The organism is Georgenia satyanarayanai (genome assembly GCF_009193135.1).
Taxonomy (GTDB): Bacteria; Actinomycetota; Actinomycetes; order Actinomycetales; family Actinomycetaceae; genus Oceanitalea; species Oceanitalea satyanarayanai.
On sequence record NZ_VUKC01000001.1, the window covers coordinates 78,858 to 97,776 of the forward strand.

Here is an 18,919-nt window from a genome sequence, read left to right on the forward strand (position 1 = left end):
CTAAGCGGTTCGCGGGTCGCGAACTTTGTAGACTGCTGATGCATCACGGCGCCGTTCCGGACGTCGGTGGGCACCGGGACGAACCAGGAGAGGTGACGTGCGCGCAGCTCACGATGACGCAGACGTCATCGTTGTCGGTGCAGGTCCCGCGGGCTCCGCCACCGCCCACTACCTCGCCCAGACCGGGATGGACGTCCTCCTCCTCGAGAAGGCGACCTTCCCCCGCGACAAGATCTGCGGTGACGGGCTCACCCCGCGTGCGGTCGCCGAGCTCATCCGCATGGGCGTCCCCACCCCCGAGTCCGACGGCTGGATCCGCAACTGGGGGCTGCGCACCTACGGTGCCGGCCACCGGATCGAGATCCCGTGGCCCGAGCTCGCCGAGATGCCGTCCTACGGCCTGGCCCGCTCCCGGATGAACCTCGACGAGACCCTCGCCCGGCACGCCGTCGCCAGCGGGGCGCGGCTCCTCGAGGGCGTGGCCGTCACCGGACCCGTGCGCCACGAGCGTTCGGGCCGCATCCTCGGCGTCACCACCCGCTCGGTCGACGCGACGGGCCGGCGCACGGGGGAGGAGCGCTCCTACCGCGCCCGCATCGTCGTCGACGCCGGTGGGGTCTCGGCCCGCCTGGCCACGACGATGGGCATCGAGAAGAACGACAACCGCCCCATGGGCGTCGCGATCCGCACCTACTTCAGGAGCCCCCGCCACGACGACCCGATGATGGAGTCGCACCTGGAGCTGTGGGACGGGGAGCCGGGCCGCTCGAACCTCATGCCCGGCTACGGCTGGATCTTCGCCCTGGGCGACGGCACGGTCAACGTCGGGCTCGGCTCGCTCAGCTCCACCGCCACGCCCACGAAGCTCGACTACAAGGGCCTGTTCGCGACGTGGATGCGCAACGCGCCCGCCGAGTGGGAGTTCACGCCCGAGAACCAGGTGGGCGAGCTGCGCAGCGCCGCCCTGCCCATGGCCTTCAACCGCAAGCCCCACTACTCCCAGGGCATGCTTCTCGTCGGTGACTCCGGCGGCATGGTCTCCCCCTTCAACGGTGAGGGCATCGCCTACGCGATGCAGTCGGGGCGCATCGCCGCCGACGTCGTGTCCCAGGCGCTGGCCCGGACCACGCCCTACGCGATGGAGAAGGCGCTGCGGACCTACCCCGCGATCCTCGCCGACGAGCTCGGCGGGTACTTCACGATGGGCCAGGTCTTCGCCCGCCTCATCGAGCGGCCGGAGGTCATGCGGGCCTGCGTGAAGTACGGTCTGCCACGGCCCGTCCTCATGCGCTTCGTCATGAAGCTCCTGTCGGACGGCTTCGACCGTCGGGACGGGGACTGGATGGATAGGCTCATCGCGGCACTCAGCAGGGCGGTGCCCGCATCGTGAGGCAGCGACACGGACACCCGAGCAGCCGGAGGGCCACGCCCCCCGCGCACCGAGCAACCACGGAGGCACGATGAACCCCTTCGTCCCCATCCTCATCATGGCGGCGGCAGCCGCCGCGCTGGCGATCGGCGGCCTCGCGGCGAGCGCGGTCATCGGCCCCAAGCGCTACAACCGGGTCAAGGTCGCGAACTACGAGTGCGGTGTGGAGGCCACCCCGCGCGCGACCGGCGCCGGCCGCTTCCCCATCAAGTACTACCTCGTGGCCATGACCTTCATCGTCTTCGACGTCGAGGTCATCTTCCTCGTGCCGTGGGCCATCGCCTTCAGCGAGCTGGCTGCCTTCGGCCTCATCGCCGCGCTCGCGTTCATCGCCATCATCACCGTGCCTTTCGCCTACGAGTGGCGGCGCGGCGCCCTGGAGTGGGACTGAGGAGGACAACATGGGTCTGGAAGAGAAGCTCCCAGCGGGGTTCATGCTCACGACCGTGGAGAAGGCCGTCGGGCTGGCCCGCAAGGGCTCGATGTGGCCGGTCACCATGGGCCTGGCGTGCTGCGCCATCGAGATGATGGCCGCGGGCACCCCGCGCTTCGACATCTCCCGCTTCGGCATGGAGGTCTTCCGGGCGTCCCCGCGCCACGCCGACCTCATGATCGTGTCCGGGCGCGTGAGCCAGAAGATGGCGCCCGTCGTCCGGCAGATCTACGACCAGATGTCGGACCCCAAGTGGGTCATCTCGATGGGCGTGTGCGCCTCCAGCGGCGGCATGTTCAACAACTACGCGATCATCCAGGGCGTCGACCACCTCGTGCCCGTGGACATCTACCTGCCCGGCTGCCCGCCGCGCCCGGAGATGCTCATCAACGCGATCATGGCGCTGCACGACCAGGTCAAACACGAGCCCCTCGGGGCCAACCGTGAGGCCGTGGCCCGTGCGGCGGAGGAGGCGGCCCTCGCCGCCACCCCGACCCACCAGATGAAGGGGCTGCTGGCGTGAGCGAGCGCGAGGACGAGAAGACGTCCGCCGCCGACGTCGTCAAGCCAGGCGTCGGCGAGACGGGCGCGCAGTCGACGACGGAGGCCGCCCTCGAGGCGGCCGGCCAGAACATCCCCGCCGGCCCCGTCGGCGGGCGCCGCGAGCTCGAGGTCGTCGACGTCCGGCGGGGCATGTTCGGCGTCCACGGCAGCGGGGACACCTCCGGCTTCGGTGGCCTCGTCGCCACCGTCGCGATGCCGCCGGCCGCCGAGCGGCCCTACGGCAGCTGGTTCGACGAGGTCGTCGACATCCTCGTCGAGCTCCTCGAGGCCGACGGCATCGACCCTGACAGCGCGATCGAGAAGGTCGTCGTCGACCGGGGCGAGCTGACGATCTTCCTCGCCCGCGAGCACCTGCGCCGCGTGGCGCAGTGGCTGCGTGACGACCAGGACCTGCGTTTCGAGCTGTGCATGGGCGTCTCCGGCGTCCACTTCCCGGCCGACGTCGACCGTGAGCTCCACGCCGTCTACCACCTCATCTCGCTCACCCACGGCCGTCAGCTGCGTGTGGAGGTCGCCGTCGCCGACGCCGACCCGCACGTGCCGACGATCGTCGACATCTACCCGGGCAACGACTGGCACGAGCGGGAGACCTGGGACCTCATGGGCATCGTCTTCGACGGTCACCCCTCCCTCGCCCGCACCGCGATGCCCGACGACTGGGTCGGTCACCCGCAGCGCAAGGACTACCCGCTGGGCGGGATCCCGGTCGAGTACAAGGGCGGGACGATCCCGCCGCCCGACACCCGGAGGTCTTACAGCTGATGGCCGAGCACACGAACCTGCACGCCACCGGGCCCGCGCTCGACTCGCAGACCGGCCCCGAGTTCACCGCCGACGGCGGGGACTGGGCGGCCATCGCCGCCGAGGCCGAGCGTCTGGGCGAGGAGCGCATCGTCGTCAACATGGGCCCGGTGCACCCCTCGACCCACGGCGTGCTCCGGCTCATCCTCGACATCGAGGGCGAGACCGTCAACGAGCTGCGCGTCGGTACCGGGTACCTGCACACCGGTATCGAGAAGAACATGGAGTACCGCAACTGGACCCAGGGCGTGACGTTCTGCACCCGCATGGACTACGTCGCCCCGCTGTTCCAGGAGGCCGCCTACTGCCTCGGCGTGGAGAAGCTCCTCGGCATCACCGACGAGATCCCGGTGCGGGCCACGCTCATCCGTGTGCTCGTCATGGAGCTCAACCGCATCGCCTCGCACATCGTCGCGATCGCCACGGCCGGTAACGAGCTCGGCGCCACGACGATGATGACGATCGGCTTCCGCGGCCGTGAGGAGATCCTGCGGATCCTCGAGCACATCACCGGCCTGCGGATGAACCACGCCTACATCCGCCCCGGCGGCGTCGCGCAGGACATCCCGGCCGACACCGTCGAGATGGTCCGCGAGCTGCTCCCCAAGGTGCGCCGCGACATCGGTGAGCTGCAGGACCTCACGATGGCCAACCCCATCTACCGGCTGCGTCACGAGGACGTCGGCCACATCTCGCTCGCCGCCGGCCTGGCCCTCGGGCTCACCGGCCCCTCGCTGCGCGCCTCGGGCTACCCGCTCGACATGCGCCGCATCGCCCCCTACTGCGGGTACGAGACCTACGACTTCGACGTCATCACCGACGACAGCTGCGACGCCTTCGGGCGCGTGCGGGTCCGGTGGGCCGAGTGCTACGAGTCGATGAAGATCATCGACCAGGTCCTCGAGCGCCTCGAGGCCACCCCCGGCCCCGTCATGGTCGCGGACAAGAAGGTCGCCTGGCCGGCCCAGCTGTCGATCGGCAGCGACGGCCAGGGCAACTCCCTGGACCACATCCGCGAGATCATGGGCACCTCGATGGAGTCGCTCATCCACCACTTCAAGCTCGTCACCGAGGGCTTCCGGGTCCCGGCCGGGCAGGTGTACCAGAACGTCGAGCACCCGCGCGGCGTCCTGGGCGTCCACCTCGTCTCCGACGGCGGGACGCGGCCCTACCGGGCGCACTTCCGCGACCCGTCCTTCTCCAACCTGCAGTCGACGTCGATCATGAGCGAGGGCGGCCAGCTCGCCGACGTCGTCGTCACGCTGGCCTCGATCGACCCTGTCCTGGGAGGGGTGGACCGCTGATGAGCGTCGTCACCACGTACGCACCGGAGGTGGAGGAGCGGCTGCGCGGCGAGGCCGGGCAGATCGTCTCCCGCTACCCGCAGGCACGCTCGGCCCTGCTGCCGATGCTGCACCTCGTCCAGTCCGAGGACGGCTACGTCAGCGCCCGCGGCATCGCGCTGTGCGCGGAGATCCTCGGCCTCACCCGCGCCGAGGTCTCCGCCGTCGCGACCTTCTACACGCAGTACAAGCGCCACCCCAACGGCCAGTACACGGTCGGGGTGTGCACCAACGCGCTGTGCGCCGTCATGGGCGGCGACATCATCTACGACACGCTCTCCGCGCACCTGGGCATCGGCCACGACGAGACCACCGAGGATGGTCAGGTCACCCTCGAGCAGGTCGAGTGCAACGCAGCCTGCGACTACGCGCCCGTCGTCGTCGTCAACTGGGAGTTCTTCGACAACCAGACCCCGGCGTCGGCCGTCGAGCTCGTCGACGAGCTGCGGGCCGGCCGGCCGGTCAGCCCCACCCGCGGGGCCGCCACCGTCGGCACCTTCAAGGAGATCTCCCACGTCCTCGCCGGCTTCGAGGACGGTCGCGCGGACGAGGGCGTGGGCGCCGGGCCGGCGACCCTCGCCGGCCTGCACCTGGCCCGCGAGCGCGGCTGGACCGCCCCCGCGACCGACGAGCCCCAGGACGGCTCCGCCGTCGAGGGCGGGACCGTCCCCAACCCCTACGGCAGCGCCGAGCGCCCGCCGTCCACTCCTGACGACACCGACCCGGCGGGCAAGCGCGGCCCGGCCGGCGAGGGCGCCACGGCCGAGGAGGGCAAGCAGTGAGCCAGACGCAGCTGACTCCGATCCTGTCGGACATCTGGGACGCCGAGCGGTCCTGGAGCCTGGACACCTACCGCTCCCGCGGCGGCTACCAGGCCCTGGCCACGGCGATGGACATGGCCCCGGGCGACGTCGTCGAGACCGTCAAGGGCTCCGGCCTGCGCGGCCGCGGCGGCGCCGGCTTCCCGACCGGGCTCAAGTGGTCCTTCCTGCCGGCTCCGGACGGTGGACCCCGCTACCTCGTCGTCAACGCCGACGAGTCCGAGCCGGGCGCCTGCAAGGACGTCCCGCTCATGATGGCCAACCCGCACGCCCTCATCGAGGGCGTGGCGATCACGTCCTACGCCATCGGCGGCAACCACGCCTTCATCTACCTCCGCGGCGAGGTCGTCCACGTCTACCGCCGGCTCCTGGCCGCGGTGCGCGAGGCCCGCGAGGCGGGGCTCGTCGGGACCAACCTGGGCCCGAACGGCGACTACAGCCTCGAGATCACCGTGCACGCCGGCGCCGGCGCCTACATCTGCGGCGAGGAGACGGCGCTGCTCGACTCCCTCGAGGGACGCCGCGGACAGCCGCGGCTCAAGCCGCCGTTCCCGGCCGTCGCCGGCCTCTACGCCCGGCCCACGGTCGTCAACAACGTCGAGTCCATCGCCTCGGTCCCCGGCATCCTGCGCGGCGGCACCGACTGGTTCTCCTCGATGGGCACCGAGAAGTCGGCCGGCCACGGCCTGTTCTCCCTGTCCGGGCACGTCGCCCGGCCCGGCCAGTACGAGGCACCGCTCGGCATCACGATGCGTGAGCTCATCGACATGGCCGGCGGGATCCGCGCCGGTCACCGGCTGAAGTTCTGGACTCCGGGTGGCTCGTCGAGCCCGATCCTCACCGAGGAGCACCTCGACGTCCCGCTCGACTACGAGTCCGTGGGGGCGGCCGGCTCGATGCTCGGCACCCGCTCGCTCATGGTCTTCGACGAGACCGTCTCGGTGGTCCGCGTCGTGTCCCGCTGGACGGACTTCTACCAGCACGAGTCCTGCGGCAAGTGCACCCCCTGCCGCGAGGGCACGTACTGGATGAAGCAGGTCATGCACCGGCTCGAGGCGGGCAAGGGCCTGCCCACGGACATCGACCTCCTCCTGGACGTCTCGGCGAACATCGCCGGGCGCTCCTTCTGCGCGCTCGGCGACGCGTCCGCCGTACCGATCCAGAGCGGCATCAAGCACTTCCGCTCGGAGTTCGAGGCCGGCACCCACACCCCCGCCCGCGAGCTCTTCCCGTACGAGGCCTCGGCCGTGTTCTCCGAAGTAGGTGCCCGATGACGACGACGGCTTCCACTCCCGCGACGACGGAGCAGCGCGACCTCCTCACCGTCACCATCGACGGCGTCGAGGTCGACGTCCCCAAGGGCACGCTCGTCATCCGGGCGGCCGAGCAGGTCGGCATCCAGATCCCGCGCTTCTGCGACCACCCCCTCCTCAAGCCCGCCGGCGCCTGCCGCCAGTGCCTCGTCGAGGTGTCCACCCCGGACCGTGAGGGCAACCTCCGCGCGATGCCCAAGCCGCAGACCTCGTGCACGCTCGAGGCCACCCCCGGCATGGTCGTCGCCACCCAGCACACCTCCGCCGTCGCCGACAAGGCGCAGCACGGGATGATCGAGTTCCTCCTCATCAACCACCCGCTCGACTGCCCCGTCTGCGACAAGGGCGGGGAGTGCCCGCTGCAGAACCAGGCGATGTCGAACGGCCGGGCCACCACGCGCTTCGTCGACATCAAGCGGACGTTCCCCAAGCCGCTGAAGATCTCCAGCGAGATCCTCCTCGACCGCGACCGCTGCATCCTGTGCCAGCGCTGCACCCGGTTCTCCGACCAGATCGCCGGTGACCCGTTCATCGCGCTCCAGGGCCGTGGCGGTGGCACGCCGGGCCGTGACGTCCACGCGACGCACGGCTCGCAGATCGGCACGTTCGACGCGGACGTCCTCGACTTCGCCTACGAGGGCGGGGAGGCGCCGCGCGTCTCCGACCGCGGCCTCAGCGGTCCCGCCGAGGGGGAGCCCGGCGTCCTCGTCGGCCTGTCCGCCGGCCCGGTCGGCGTCGCCGAGACCGACACGACCGGACGCCCGTTCTCCTCCTACTTCTCGGGCAACACCATCCAGATCTGCCCGGTCGGTGCGCTCACGTCCGCGACCTACCGCTTCCGCGCGCGTCCCTTCGACCTCATCTCGACCGAGTCCGTCGCCGAGCACGACGCCGGCGGCTCGGCGATCCGCGTCGACCACCGCCGCGGGGTTGTCGTGCGCCGCCTCGCCGGCGACGACGCCGAGGTCAACGAGGAGTGGATCACCGACAAGGACCGCTTCGCGTTCACCTGGCAGTCGGCCCCCGACCGCCTGGAGTACCCGCTCGTGCGGGACGAGGAGACCGGCGAGCTCGTCGAGACGAGCTGGTCCGAGGCGCTGCACCTGGCCGCCCGCGGCCTCGAGCGCGCCCGCGAGAACGGCGGCGTCGGCGTCCTGCCCGGCGGCCGCCTCACCCTCGAGGACTCCTACGCCTGGTCCCGTTTCGCGCGGACCGCGCTCGGTACCAACGACGTCGACCACCGCGCCCGCCCCTCCTCCGCGGAGGAGGCCGACTTCCTCGCCCGCCGGGTCGCCGGCGCCCCGATGGACGTCACCTTCACCGCCCTCGAGCACGCCGGGCACGTCCTGCTCGTCGGCCTGGAGCCCGAGGAGGAGAGCGGGACGATGTTCCTGCGCCTGCGCAAGGGGGTCCTCGCCGGGACGGTCGCGGTCAGCACGATCGCGCCCCTCGCCACCCGCGGCACGACCAAGCTGCGCGCGTCGCTGCTGCCCGCCGTCCCCGGCGCCGAGGCGGCCGTGCTCGACAGCATCACGCCCGACGCCACCGAGGTCGCCGCCGCCGCGGTGGCCACCGCACTCACCCAGCCCGGCGCCGTCGTCCTCGTCGGCGAGCGTGCCGGTGCCCTGCCCGGCGTGCTCACCGCCGTCGAGCGACTCGTCGACCGCACCGGCGCGCGCCTTGCCTGGGTGCCGCGCCGGGCCGGCGAGCGCGGTGCCGTCGAGGCCGGGCTGCTGCCCGGCCTGCTGCCCGGCGGGCGCCACGTGTCCGACGCCGAGGCCCGCGTCGACGTCGCGGCCGCCTGGGGCGTCGACCGGCTGCCCTCCGCCGCCGGCCGCGACCTGCCCGCCATCCTCGAGGACGCCGCGGCCGGACGTCTCGGCGGGCTCCTCGTCGGCGGCGTCGACCTGCGCGACCTTCCCGACCCGGCCCTCGCGCGCCGCGCGCTGGCCGCGGCCGGCGTCGTCGTCCAGCTCGAGGTGCGCCGCAGCGAGGTCACCGAGCACGCCGACGTCGTCCTGCCGGTCGCCCCGCCCGTCGAGAAGGGGGGCACCTTCGTCAACTGGGAGGGCCGACGCCGGCCCTTCGGGCAGGTGCTCGTCTCCCACCACATGGCCGACCAGCGCGTCCTGGACGCCCTCGCGGCCGAGATGGGCACGAGCCTGGGCTGCGACACCCTCGCCGACGTCCACGCCCAGCTCACCGAGCTCGCCGGCTGGCAACCCGCGCAGGCGCCCGTCCCCGCGCCGGTCGGCGCTGTGCCGGTCCCCGCGGTCGGTGAGCACCAGGCGGTCCTGGCCACCTGGAAGCTCCAGCTCGACGCCGGGCGCGGCCAGGACGGCGAGCCGCACCTCGCGGGCACCGCCCACCGCCCTGTGCTGCGTCTGTCGGCCGCCCGGGCGGCCCGACTCGGCGCCGTCGACGGGACGGCGGTCACCGTCCGCGGCCCGGCCGGTAGCATCACCCTGCCGCTGGCCGTCACGACGATGTCCGACGACGTCGTCTGGGTCCCGGAGAACTCCCCGGGGTCCCACGTGCACGAGATGCTCGGCGCGGGCGCCGGCTCCCTCGTCGACCTGGAGGTGACGCGATGATGTTCGCGCCCATGGTGGTCAGCGACCCCACGGCCGCCCCGGCCGCCGACTTCAGCAACGACACCTGGTGGATCTGGGTGATCAAGGCGCTGGCGATCGTCGTCATGCTGCTGGTCTTCGTGCTCGTCGCCATCTGGGCCGAGCGCAAGGTGCTGGCCCGGATGCAGACGCGCCCCGGCCCCAACGTCCACGGCCCCATGGGTCTGCTCCAGTCGACGGCCGACGCGATGAAGCTGCTCCTCAAGGAGGACATCAACCTCAAGGGCGCCGACCGCTTCGTCTACCTGCTGGCGCCGTTCATCGCCGCGCTGTGCGCCTTCCTCATCTACGCGGTCATCCCCTTCGGGCCCGAGGTGTCGATCTTCGGGGTCGAGACCCCGCTCCAGCTGGCCGACTCCTCCGTCTCGGTCCTCTACATCCTCGGCATCACCGCGCTCGGGGTGTACGGCATCGTCCTGGGCGGGTGGTCCTCGAACTCGACCTTCCCGCTGCTCGGTGCCGTGCGCTCCTCCGCGCAGGTCATCTCCTACGAGCTCGCCATGGCCCTGGCCCTCGTGTCCGTCTTCCTCGTGTCCGGCTCCGCGTCGACCTCGCAGATCGTCGCGTCGCAGGACCGGCTGTGGTGGGGCATCGTCCTGCTGCCCGCCTTCCTCATCTACCTCGTGTCGATGGTCGGTGAGGTCAACCGCCTGCCCTTCGACCTCCCCGAGGCCGAGGGCGAGCTCGTGGCGGGCCACATGGTCGAGTACTCGTCGATGAAGTTCGCGTGGTTCTTCCTCGCCGAGTACATCAACATGTTCAACGTCTCCGCGATCGCCGCCACCCTCTTCCTCGGCGGCTGGCGCGCGCCCTGGGGCATCGAGCTCATCAACGACGGCATGTTCAACGAGGGCTGGTGGCCGATCCTGTGGATGGTCGCCAAGATCTGGCTCGTCATGTTCTTCATGTTCTGGCTGCGCGGCACGCTCCTGCGCTTCCGCTACGACCAGTTCATGAACCTCGGCTGGAAGATCCTCATCCCGGCCGCCCTCGTCTGGCTCGTCGCCGTCGCCGTCGTCCAGGGCCTGCTCCAGTTCTCCGACGTCGACCTGCGGACGATGCTCTTCGTGCTCGCCGGCTTCTTCGTCGTCGTCCTCGTCCTCACCCTCGTGTGGCCGGAGAAGAAGAAGGAGCCCGAGACGGAGACGTCGGCGCCCACGGGCACCGACGGCGTCGTCGTCGACTCCGAGTTCGACGCCTTCGCCGGTGGCTTCCCCGTGCCCCCGATGCCCGGCCAGCAGCTCCCGCCCTCTCCGCGGCGCCGCCTCCAGCAGGCCGGCACCGCGACCCAGACCAAGTCGGCACCCGCCCAGGAGGCCACCGATGAGTAAGCGGCAGGATCACGAGCCCGGCAAGGAGAACCTGCGCAAGCAGCTCGCCAAGCCCTCCAAGCGCCGGGGGGAGGTCGGCAAGCGCCTCCCCATGGACTACCAGCCCGACAAGAAGGGCCCGGTCGGGGAGCTCCTCGCACCCGTCGCCGGGTTCGGTGTCACCTTCTCCTCGATGTTCCGTCCCACGGTCACCGAGCAGTACCCCTTCGAGAAGGTGCCCACGCAGCCGCGCTACCACGGCCGCCACCAGCTCAACCGGTACGCGGACGGGCTGGAGAAGTGCATCGGCTGCGAGCTGTGCGCCTGGGCCTGCCCGGCGGACGCGATCCTCGTCGAGGGGGCCAACAACAGCCCCGACGCCCAGTACTCCCCGGGGGAGCGCTACGGCCGCGTCTACCAGATCAACTACCTGCGCTGCATCTTCTGCGGGTACTGCATCGAGGCCTGCCCCACCCGTGCGCTGACGATGGGCAACGACTACGAGCTCACCGGCCCCAGCCGCGAGGGCCTCATCTACGAGAAGCAGGACCTCCTCGCCCCGCTCATGCCGGGCATGCTCGCCCCGCCGCACCCGATGGTCGAGGGCGCCGACGACGACACCTACTACCGCGGCGAGGTCACCGGCCCCACCGCGGGGCAGGTCGAGTGGGTGCGGGAGAACCGACCCGAGGACGAGAGCCTGCAGACCGCGCGTCCCGTCGAGGGGGCCTCCGCATGATGCTCCCGATGACTCTGGCCGAGACCGGCGTCACGAGCACGGGGGAGGAGATCTTCTTCTGGGTCGTCGCGCCGCTCGCGGTGCTCGCGGCCCTGGGCCTCCTCTTCGCCCGCAAGGCGATGTACGCCGCCATGTGCGTCGTCTTCGTCATGATCGCCCTGGCCGGCTTCTACATCGTCCAGGAGGCGATCTTCCTCGGCGTCGCGCAGATCGTCGTCTACACCGGCGCGATCATGATGCTCTTCCTCTTCGTCCTCATGCTCGTCGGCGTCGACGCGTCCGACTCGATCGTCGAGACGCTCAAGGGACAGCGCTGGATCGGCTTCCTCGGCGGGGCCGGCCTCATCGCGCTCGTCGCCGCCGTGAGCCTGCGCGCCGCGCTGCCCGCGCCGCGGGGGCTGGAGGCCGCCAACGCCGACACCAACCCGGTGGGCGTGGCCCGGCTCCTCTTCTCCGACTACGTCGTCGCGATGGAGGTCTCGGGGGTGCTGCTCGTCACCGCCGCCGTCGGTGCCGTCGTCCTCACGCGCGCCGAGCGGCTGCGCAAGAAGACCACCCAGCGCGACGTCGCCGAGGCGAAGATGGCCGCCTACGCCGCCGGCGGCGGGCGCATCCGCAGCCTGCCGGCGCCCGGCGTCTACGCGCGGCACAACGCCGCCGACGTGCCCGCGCTCGGCGCGGACGGCCAGCCGATCGACGAGTCGGTGCCCCGGGTGCTGCGCATCCGAGGCCAGCAGCGGAGCATCGCCTCGGTCAGCCCCGAGCTCGCCGCGCAGCTCGAGGCGTCCACCAGCTCCCACCCCGGCGACCTGGGGGCGCGCAGCGTCACCCAGTCCGGCATGCCCGGGATGCCCGGCACGACGCCGGCGCCCGGGACCGAGACCGTCGACGGCGAGGTGCCCACGAGCCAGAGCACCGAGGACACCGACACGAAGCGCGCCCGCGTGACGGACCAGCAGGAGGAGCAGCGATGAGCCTGGTCAACTACCTCGTCCTGTCCGGGGTCCTCTTCTCCATCGGGGCGGCCGCGGTGCTGCTGCGGCGCAACAGCATCATCGCCCTCATGGGGGTCGAGCTCATGCTCAACGCCGCGAACCTCACGCTCATCACCTTCGCGCGGTGGCACGGCAACCTGCACGGTCAGGTGCTCGCCTTCTTCGTCATGCTCGTCGCCGCCGCCGAGGTCGTCATCGGCCTGGCGATCGTCGTCTCCATCTTCCGAACCCGCCGGTCGGCGTCCATCGACGACGTCAACCTGCTCAAGAACTGACGGGGAGCAACGTGCTAATGCTGGGAACTCCGGCACTGACCGTGCCCACTGACGTGGTGGATGCCGCCGCGGCAGGCGGGGCGGCCTCCTACGCGTGGCTCATGGTCGCGCTGCCGCTCGTCGGTGCCGCCGTGCTGCTGCTCGCCGGCCGCCGCTCCAACGGCTGGGGGCACTGGCTGGGCGTGCTCGCCTCGGCCGGCTCCTTCGTCGTCGGACTCCTCGTCGTCCTCCAGCTGCTCGGGCTCGACCCCGAGCAGCGGGTCATGGGGCTGCACCTGTTCACCTGGCTGCCCGCCGGTGACCTCACGGTGGACGCCGGGCTGCGCATCGACCCGCTGTCGATGTCCTTCGTCATGCTCGTCACCTTCGTGGGCACGCTCATCCACGTGTACTCGGTGGCCTACATGGAGCACGACGTCGACCGCCGCCGGTTCTTCGCCTACCTCAACCTCTTCGTCGCGGCGATGCTCCTCCTCGTCCTCGCCGACTCCTACGTGCTCCTCTTCGTCGGCTGGGAGGGCGTGGGCCTGGCGTCCTACCTCCTCATCGGCTTCTGGAACTTCCGCACGGAGTACGCGGTGGCGGCGAAGAAGGCCTTCGTCATGAACCGCGTCGGTGACGTCGGGCTGCTCCTCGCGATGATGATGATGTTCGCCGCCTTCGGCACCGTCGAGTTCGACGGCGTCTTCGCGGGCGCCCAGGGTGCCAGCACGACGATCCTCACCATCACCGGCCTGTTCCTCCTCCTCGCGGCCTGCGGCAAGTCGGCCCAGTTCCCGCTGCAGGCCTGGCTGGGCGACGCGATGGCCGGCCCCACACCGGTCTCCGCGCTCATCCACGCCGCGACCATGGTCACCGCCGGCGTCTACCTCATCGTCCGCTCGGCCCCGGTCTTCGACGGTGCGCCCACCGCGCAGCTCGTCGTCGTGGTCGTCGGCGCGATCACGCTCGTCTTCGGGGCGATCGTCGGTGCGGCCAAGGACGACATCAAGAAGGTGCTCGCCGCCTCGACGATGTCCCAGATCGGCTACATGATGCTCGCCGCGGGCCTCGGCCCGGTGGGGTACGCCTTCGCGATCTTCCACCTCGTCACCCACGGCTTCTTCAAGGCCGGGATGTTCCTCGGTGCCGGGTCGGTCATGCACGGCATGGACGACCAGGTCGACATGCGCCGCTTCGGTGGCCTGTCCAAGCACATGAGGATCACCTGGCTGACTTTCGCCGCCGGGTGGCTCGCGATCATCGGCTTCCCGGGATTGTCGGGCTTCTGGAGCAAGGACCTCATCATCGAGGCCGCCTTCGTCGGCGAGGGCTGGCGCCCGTGGGTCTTCGGCACGGTCACCCTCCTCGCCGCCGGGCTCACCGCGTTCTACATGTCGCGCCTGTTCTTCATGACCTTCCACGGCAAGGAGCGCTGGGCGCCCACCCGGGAGGGTGCGAAGCAGCACCCGCACGAGTCCCCGCTGCTCATGACGGTCCCGATGGTGGTCCTCGCCGTCGGGTCGGTCGCCCTGGGCGCCCTGCTCGCGGTCGGTGACGGCTTCGTCACCTGGCTCGAGCCGGTCACCGGGCACGCCGAGCACCACGACCCCGTGCTTCCCATCCCGGTCATCATGGGCTCGACGGTCGCCCTCATGGCGGTCGGTGTCTTCCTCGCGTGGCGCCAGTACGCCGCGTCCACCGTCCCGGTCGAGGCCCCCCGCGGCTCGGTGCTCACCCGCGCCGCCCGTCGCGACCTCTACCAGGACGCCGTCAACGAAGGAGTGTTCATGCGCCCGGGGCAGTACCTCACCCGCGCACTCGTCTACGGGGACTCCGCCGTGGTCGACGGCGCGGTCATGGGCCTGGCCCGTGGCACCGCCGGGACCGGCGGGTGGCTGCGCCGCCTGCAGACCGGTTACATCCGCTCCTACGCCGCGATCATGCTCGTCGGTGTCGTGGCCGCCCTTGCCGTCGTCCTGGCCTCGCGCGGCTGAGCCGGAGGAAGTGACCAATGCAGAACATCAGTGACCTTCCCTGGCTGAGCCTGCTCATCGTCGTGCCGCTCGTCGCGGCCGCGGTGGTCTGGCTCGTGCCCGCCCTCCACCGGGTGGCCCGCACCGTCGGCCTCGTCGTCTCGCTCGTCGTGCTCGCCGGGTTCGTCGTCATGGCGACCGGCTTCGACTACGGCGCCGCCGCGGAGCACCAGTTCGCCGAGCAGCTGTCGTGGATCCCGCAGCTGGGCGTCTCCTACGCCGTCGGGATCAACGGTCTGGGCCTGACGATGGTGGGCCTGTCGGTCCTCCTCGTCCCGCTCGCGCTGCTCGCCGCCTGGCGGGAGCAGGAGATCGTCCCCGAGGGCGCGGTCGTCGCGCGCCGGCAGGCCGGCTTCGTGGCCCTCGTCCTCCTCCTCGAGGCGACGATGGTGGCGGTGTTCTCCGCCCGCGACGTCTTCCTCTTCTACGTCGTCTTCGAGGCGATGCTCGTCCCGGTGTACTTCCTCATCGGGAACTACGGCGGGCCCAAGCGCCGCCACGCCGCGATCAAGTTCCTGGTCTACTCCCTGGCGAGCGGGCTCGTCATGCTCGTCGGCGTCATCGCCCTCGGGGTCCTCGGCCCCGGCGGGGAGCAGGCCTTCCTCATCGACACGCTCGCCGGCACCGAGCTCGGCGTGTGGGCCGAGCGGTGGATCTTCATCTCCTTCTTCATCGCCTTCGCGGTCAAGGCGCCGATGTGGCCGGTCCACACGTGGCTGCCCGACGCCGCGCAGCAGGCCTCGCCCGGCACCTCGGCGCTCCTCGTCGGCGTCCTCGACAAGGTCGGCACCTTCGGGATGCTCGCGCTGTGCCTCCCGCTCTTCCCGGAGGCGTCCCGCTGGGCGGCGCCGGTCATCATCGTGCTGGCGGTCGTCTCGATCCTCTACGGCGCGCTCGTCGCCGTCGGGCAGCGCGACGTCATGCGGCTCATCGCCTTCACCTCGGTGTCCCACTTCGGCTTCATCGTCCTGGGCATCTTCGTGCGCGAGGAGGTCGCCCTCACCGGTGCGATGCTCTACATGGTGGCCCACGGCGTCTCGACCGCCGCGCTGTTCCTCGTCTCCGGCTTCCTCACCCAGCGCGGTGGCACGCAGGAGATCGCCGCGTACGGCGGCATGCAGCGGGTGACCCCGGTCCTCGCGGGCAGCTGGCTCGTCGCCGGCCTCGCGACCATCGCGCTCCCGGGGCTGTCGGGCTTCGTGCCCGAGTACCTCGTCCTGCTCGGCACCTTCCGGGTGAACGTCGTCGCGGCGGTGTTCGCCGTGGTGGCCGTCATCATCGCCGCCCTGTACATCCTGCTGCCCTACCAGCGGATGTTCACCGGGCCGCGCAACGAGACCCTCGCGGCACTGCCGGACCTCGGCGCCCGGGAGAAGTGGGTCGTGGCCCCGCTGGTCGCCGGCATGCTCGCCCTGGGCCTGGTGCCCGGGCCGGTCATGGACGTCGTGCGGCCGGTGGCCGAGGAGGCCGCGATCGAGCAGCCCAGCGTGCTGGACTCCGCCGCTGTGGCAGGACCTGACGGATCGAACGACGCCGCAGCCGCGGGCGCCGAGGGGAGCGAGCAGTGAACTTCGTCCCACCGCACATCGACTGGGCGGCCCTGACGCCCGTCCTCATCGTGCTCGGCGCGGGCCTCCTCGGCATCCTCGTCGCCGCCTTCGTGCCCCGCGGGGCGCGCCGAGGAGCGCAGGTCGCGCTCTCGGCGCTGGCGCTCGCGGGTGCGCTCGTCGCCGTCGTGTGGCGCTGGACCGTCGTGACCGTCGACGGCCCGCAGGAGATCGCCGGCGGCGCCCTCATCGAGGACGGCCCCGCCCTCCTCGCCCAGGGGATCATCGCGATCGTCGCGCTCATCGGCCTGCTCGTCATCGCCGACCGCTCCGAGTGGGGCGAGGACGCGTTCGCGGCCCAGGTCGGCACGCGTCCGGGCAGCCCGGAGGAGGCCGAGGCGCAGCGGGCCGGCCTGAGCCAGACCGAGGTCTTCCCGCTCGTCCTCTTCGCGACCGGCGGCATGCTGCTCTTCCCCGCCGCGGGTGACCTCCTCATGATGTTCGTCGCGCTCGAGGTCCTCTCGCTGCCGCTCTACCTCCTCACCGCCATGGCCCGTCGCCGCCGCCTGCTCTCCCAGGAGGCCGCGCTCAAGTACTTCGTGCTCGGCGCCTTCTCCTCGGCGTTCTTCCTCATGGGCGCCGCCCTCCTCTACGGCTTCTCCGGCAGCCTGCGGCTCTCCGAGCTCGCGACCGCCGTGCCGAGCACGGGCGGCATGGACGGCCTGCTCCTCGCGGGATCGGTCCTCCTCATCGTCGGCCTGCTCTTCAAGGTCGGCGCGGTGCCCTTCCACATGTGGACCCCGGACGTCTACCAGGGCGCCCCGACGCCGATCACCGGCTTCATGGCGGCCGCCACGAAGATCGCGGCCTTCGGCGCCCTGCTGCGCTTCGTCTACGTCGTCGTGCCGGGCCTGGGCTGGGACCTCGAGCCGCTCCTGTGGGGGATCGCGATCCTCACGATGGGCGTGGGCACCGTCATCGCGCTCGTCCAGACGGACGTCAAGCGGATGCTCGCCTACTCCTCGATCGCGCACGCCGGGTTCGTGCTCGTCGGCGTCGTCGCCCTGGTGCAGGACGGCATCAGCTCCGTCCTGTTCTACCTGCTCGCCTACGGCCTGGCCACGGTCGGTGCCTTCGCCGTCGTCACGCTCGTCCGGGAGCGGGACACGGAGGGCAACGTCACCGGCGAGGCCCTGCACCTGTCCCAGTGGGCGGGCCTCGGCCGCCGCAGCCCGGCCCTGGCCCTGGCGATGACCCTGTTCCTCCTGTCCTTCGCCGGAATCCCGCTCACCGGCGGGTTCATCGGGAAGTTCACGGTCTTCGCCGCGGGGGTGGAGGGCGGGGCCACCGTGCTCGTCGTCCTCGCCGTCCTCGCCAGCGCGGCGGCCGCGTTCTTCTACGTCCGCCTCGTCGTGCTCATGTTCTTCACCGAGCCCGACGGCGAGCGCACCGCCGTCGTCCGTTCCGAGGGCCTCACCTCGGTGGCGATCGCGGTCTGCGCGCTCGGCACGGTCCTCCTCGGCGTCGTGCCCGGCCCAGTGCTCGACCTCGCCCAGCAGGCGGCGACGTTCCTGCCGTGACCGCATCCATGTTCCAGCTCGGCGACGACGAGCTCAGCGACCGCCTCCTCCTCCGGATGGAGGACGTGGAGGACCGTCTGCGCCAGGCCGTCACGGGCGCCGACGAGCTCGTCGACGCCCCCTTGCAGCACCTGGCCGCGGCGGGCGGCAAGCGGCTGCGGCCGGCCCTCACCCTCCTCACCGCGGAGCTCGGCACCGCGGGGCGCGAGGAGGTCGTACGGGCGGCCGTCGCCGTCGAGCTCACCCACCTCGCCACGCTGTACCACGACGACGTCATGGACTCCGCCTCCCTGCGGCGCGGGGCACCGAGCGCACACGCCGTGTGGGACAACTCCGTCGCGATCCTCACCGGGGACCTCCTCTTCGCCCGGGCCTCCCAGCTCGTGGCGTCCCTGGGTGCCGACGCCGTGCGGGTGCACGCCGAGACCTTCGAGCGGTTGTGCCTGGGCCAGCTGCACGAGACCCTCGGTCCCCGCGAGGGCGAGGACCCGATCGCGCACTACATCCAGGTGCTGGCCGACAAGACCGGGTCCCTCATCGCCGCCTCGGCGCGGTACGGCGCCGTCTTCAGCGGCGCGGGGGAGGAGCTGGCGGGGGTCCTCGAGAAGTACGGCGAGAAGGTCGGCGTCGCCTTCCAGCTCGCCGACGACGTCATCGACCTCGCCTCGGACTCCGCGACCACCGGCAAGACGCCCGGCACGGACCTGCGGGAAGGCGTGGCGACCATGCCGGTGCTGCTCCTCCAGCGCCGCGCCGCGCAGGGGCGGATCGACGCCGCGGGTGCCGCCGTGCTCGAGCGGCTCGCCAGCGACCTCGGCTCGGACTCCGCGCTGCGCGCCGCCGTCGAGCAGCTGCGCGGCCACGACGTCCTCGACGAGGCCCGCGAGCTCGCCCGCCAGTGGGCGCGCGACGCCGTCGCCGAGCTCGCCCCGCTCCCGACGGGCCCGGTGAAGGAGGCGTTGGAAGCCTTCGCCCGCCTCATGGTCGACCGCCTCGCCTAACCCCCCACCTTCGCAATTGGTGGGTTGACCGACGGTGGCAAGCGCTTTCCCCGTCGCCGAACCCGCCAAGTGCGCGGTTCTGGGGAGGGGCGGTGGAGCGCTTAGACTGGACGGCGGATT

16 protein-coding genes are annotated in these 18,919 nt (G+C 71.5%); all 16 read left to right on the forward strand.

Annotated features, from left to right (window positions below; translation table 11 throughout):
• The first annotated feature begins 97 nt into the window (after positions 1-97).
• The 16 genes from GD632_RS00410 to GD632_RS00485 all read left to right on the forward strand — a co-directional run bounded on the left by GD632_RS00410 (position 98) and on the right by GD632_RS00485 (position 18,799).
• Entirely contained in the window at positions 98-1,390 is a 1,293-nt protein-coding gene (locus GD632_RS00410) for a geranylgeranyl reductase family protein (RefSeq protein WP_152187532.1), read from the forward strand.
• A 70-nt stretch (positions 1,391-1,460) separates the two neighbouring features.
• Positions 1,461-1,820, forward strand: a complete 360-nt coding sequence (locus GD632_RS00415) for an NADH-quinone oxidoreductase subunit A (RefSeq protein WP_152187534.1) — start codon at positions 1,461-1,463, stop codon at positions 1,818-1,820.
• A gap of 10 nt (positions 1,821-1,830) precedes the next feature.
• Positions 1,831-2,385 carry a NuoB/complex I 20 kDa subunit family protein gene (locus tag GD632_RS00420; RefSeq protein WP_110852491.1) on the forward strand — a complete coding sequence of 185 codons (555 nt, stop codon included), beginning with the start codon at positions 1,831-1,833 and terminating at the stop codon, positions 2,383-2,385.
• On the forward strand, positions 2,382-3,188 hold the full coding sequence (locus GD632_RS00425) for an NADH-quinone oxidoreductase subunit C (protein ID WP_152187536.1): 807 nt from the start codon (positions 2,382-2,384) through the stop codon (positions 3,186-3,188). Before GD632_RS00420 ends, GD632_RS00425 begins: the two co-directional genes overlap by 4 nt.
• Positions 3,188-4,531: an NADH-quinone oxidoreductase subunit D gene (locus GD632_RS00430; protein ID WP_152187538.1), complete on the forward strand. Its 1,344-nt coding sequence runs from the start codon at positions 3,188-3,190 to the stop codon at positions 4,529-4,531. The genes GD632_RS00425 and GD632_RS00430 overlap by 1 nt, the downstream gene beginning before the upstream one ends.
• Complete coding sequence (gene nuoE / locus GD632_RS00435; RefSeq protein WP_152187540.1) at positions 4,531-5,352, forward strand: NADH-quinone oxidoreductase subunit NuoE; 822 nt, start codon at positions 4,531-4,533, stop codon at positions 5,350-5,352. The genes GD632_RS00430 and nuoE overlap by 1 nt, the downstream gene beginning before the upstream one ends.
• Entirely contained in the window at positions 5,349-6,665 is a 1,317-nt protein-coding gene (nuoF, locus tag GD632_RS00440; RefSeq protein WP_152187542.1) for an NADH-quinone oxidoreductase subunit NuoF, read from the forward strand. The genes nuoE and nuoF overlap by 4 nt, the downstream gene beginning before the upstream one ends.
• Positions 6,662-9,298 carry an NADH-quinone oxidoreductase subunit G gene (locus tag GD632_RS00445; protein WP_152187545.1) on the forward strand — a complete coding sequence of 879 codons (2,637 nt, stop codon included), beginning with the start codon at positions 6,662-6,664 and terminating at the stop codon, positions 9,296-9,298. The genes nuoF and GD632_RS00445 overlap by 4 nt, the downstream gene beginning before the upstream one ends.
• Positions 9,298-10,668, forward strand: coding sequence for an NADH-quinone oxidoreductase subunit NuoH (gene nuoH / locus GD632_RS00450; protein WP_452176635.1), 1,371 nt, complete (start codon positions 9,298-9,300; stop codon positions 10,666-10,668). Before GD632_RS00445 ends, nuoH begins: the two co-directional genes overlap by 1 nt.
• Positions 10,669-10,759: 91 nt before the next feature.
• Positions 10,760-11,386: an NADH-quinone oxidoreductase subunit NuoI gene (nuoI, locus tag GD632_RS00455; RefSeq protein WP_226924434.1), complete on the forward strand. Its 627-nt coding sequence runs from the start codon at positions 10,760-10,762 to the stop codon at positions 11,384-11,386.
• Positions 11,387-11,394: 8 nt separating this feature from the next.
• Positions 11,395-12,360: an NADH-quinone oxidoreductase subunit J gene (locus tag GD632_RS00460; RefSeq protein ID WP_226924375.1), complete on the forward strand. Its 966-nt coding sequence runs from the start codon at positions 11,395-11,397 to the stop codon at positions 12,358-12,360.
• Entirely contained in the window at positions 12,357-12,656 is a 300-nt protein-coding gene (gene nuoK, locus GD632_RS00465) for an NADH-quinone oxidoreductase subunit NuoK (RefSeq protein WP_152187552.1), read from the forward strand. Before GD632_RS00460 ends, nuoK begins: the two co-directional genes overlap by 4 nt.
• Positions 12,657-12,673: 17 nt before the next feature.
• Entirely contained in the window at positions 12,674-14,632 is a 1,959-nt protein-coding gene (gene nuoL / locus GD632_RS00470) for an NADH-quinone oxidoreductase subunit L (RefSeq protein ID WP_152188327.1), read from the forward strand.
• 17 nt (positions 14,633-14,649) lie between these two features.
• The gene (locus tag GD632_RS00475) at positions 14,650-16,239 is read left to right on the forward strand and encodes an NADH-quinone oxidoreductase subunit M (protein WP_152187554.1); all 1,590 of its coding nucleotides are present in this window, start codon (positions 14,650-14,652) and stop codon (positions 16,237-16,239) included.
• The gene (gene nuoN / locus GD632_RS00480) at positions 16,236-17,798 is read left to right on the forward strand and encodes an NADH-quinone oxidoreductase subunit NuoN (protein WP_152187557.1); all 1,563 of its coding nucleotides are present in this window, start codon (positions 16,236-16,238) and stop codon (positions 17,796-17,798) included. The genes GD632_RS00475 and nuoN overlap by 4 nt, the downstream gene beginning before the upstream one ends.
• Complete coding sequence (locus GD632_RS00485) at positions 17,795-18,799, forward strand: polyprenyl synthetase family protein (RefSeq protein ID WP_405002510.1); 1,005 nt, start codon at positions 17,795-17,797, stop codon at positions 18,797-18,799. The genes nuoN and GD632_RS00485 overlap by 4 nt, the downstream gene beginning before the upstream one ends.
• The last annotated feature ends 120 nt before the right edge of the window (positions 18,800-18,919 follow it).

What these genes read in the sequence shown, in the direction of transcription:
- GD632_RS00415 (WP_152187534.1), top strand. Translation starts at nt 1,461, where the DNA reads ATGAACCCCTTCGTCCCCATCCTCATCATGGCGGCGGCAGCCGCCGCG.
- GD632_RS00420 (WP_110852491.1), top strand. Translation starts at nt 1,831, where the DNA reads ATGGGTCTGGAAGAGAAGCTCCCAGCGGGGTTCATGCTCACGACCGTG.
- GD632_RS00430 (WP_152187538.1), top strand. Translation starts at nt 3,188, where the DNA reads ATGGCCGAGCACACGAACCTGCACGCCACCGGGCCCGCGCTCGACTCG.
- nuoE (WP_152187540.1), top strand. Translation starts at nt 4,531, where the DNA reads ATGAGCGTCGTCACCACGTACGCACCGGAGGTGGAGGAGCGGCTGCGC.
- GD632_RS00445 (WP_152187545.1), top strand. Translation starts at nt 6,662, where the DNA reads ATGACGACGACGGCTTCCACTCCCGCGACGACGGAGCAGCGCGACCTC.
- nuoH (WP_452176635.1), top strand. Translation starts at nt 9,298, where the DNA reads ATGTTCGCGCCCATGGTGGTCAGCGACCCCACGGCCGCCCCGGCCGCC.
- nuoI (WP_226924434.1), top strand. Translation starts at nt 10,760, where the DNA reads ATGGACTACCAGCCCGACAAGAAGGGCCCGGTCGGGGAGCTCCTCGCA.
- GD632_RS00460 (WP_226924375.1), top strand. Translation starts at nt 11,395, where the DNA reads ATGACTCTGGCCGAGACCGGCGTCACGAGCACGGGGGAGGAGATCTTC.
- nuoK (WP_152187552.1), top strand. Translation starts at nt 12,357, where the DNA reads ATGAGCCTGGTCAACTACCTCGTCCTGTCCGGGGTCCTCTTCTCCATC.
- nuoL (WP_152188327.1), top strand. Translation starts at nt 12,674, where the DNA reads ATGCTGGGAACTCCGGCACTGACCGTGCCCACTGACGTGGTGGATGCC.
- GD632_RS00475 (WP_152187554.1), top strand. Translation starts at nt 14,650, where the DNA reads ATGCAGAACATCAGTGACCTTCCCTGGCTGAGCCTGCTCATCGTCGTG.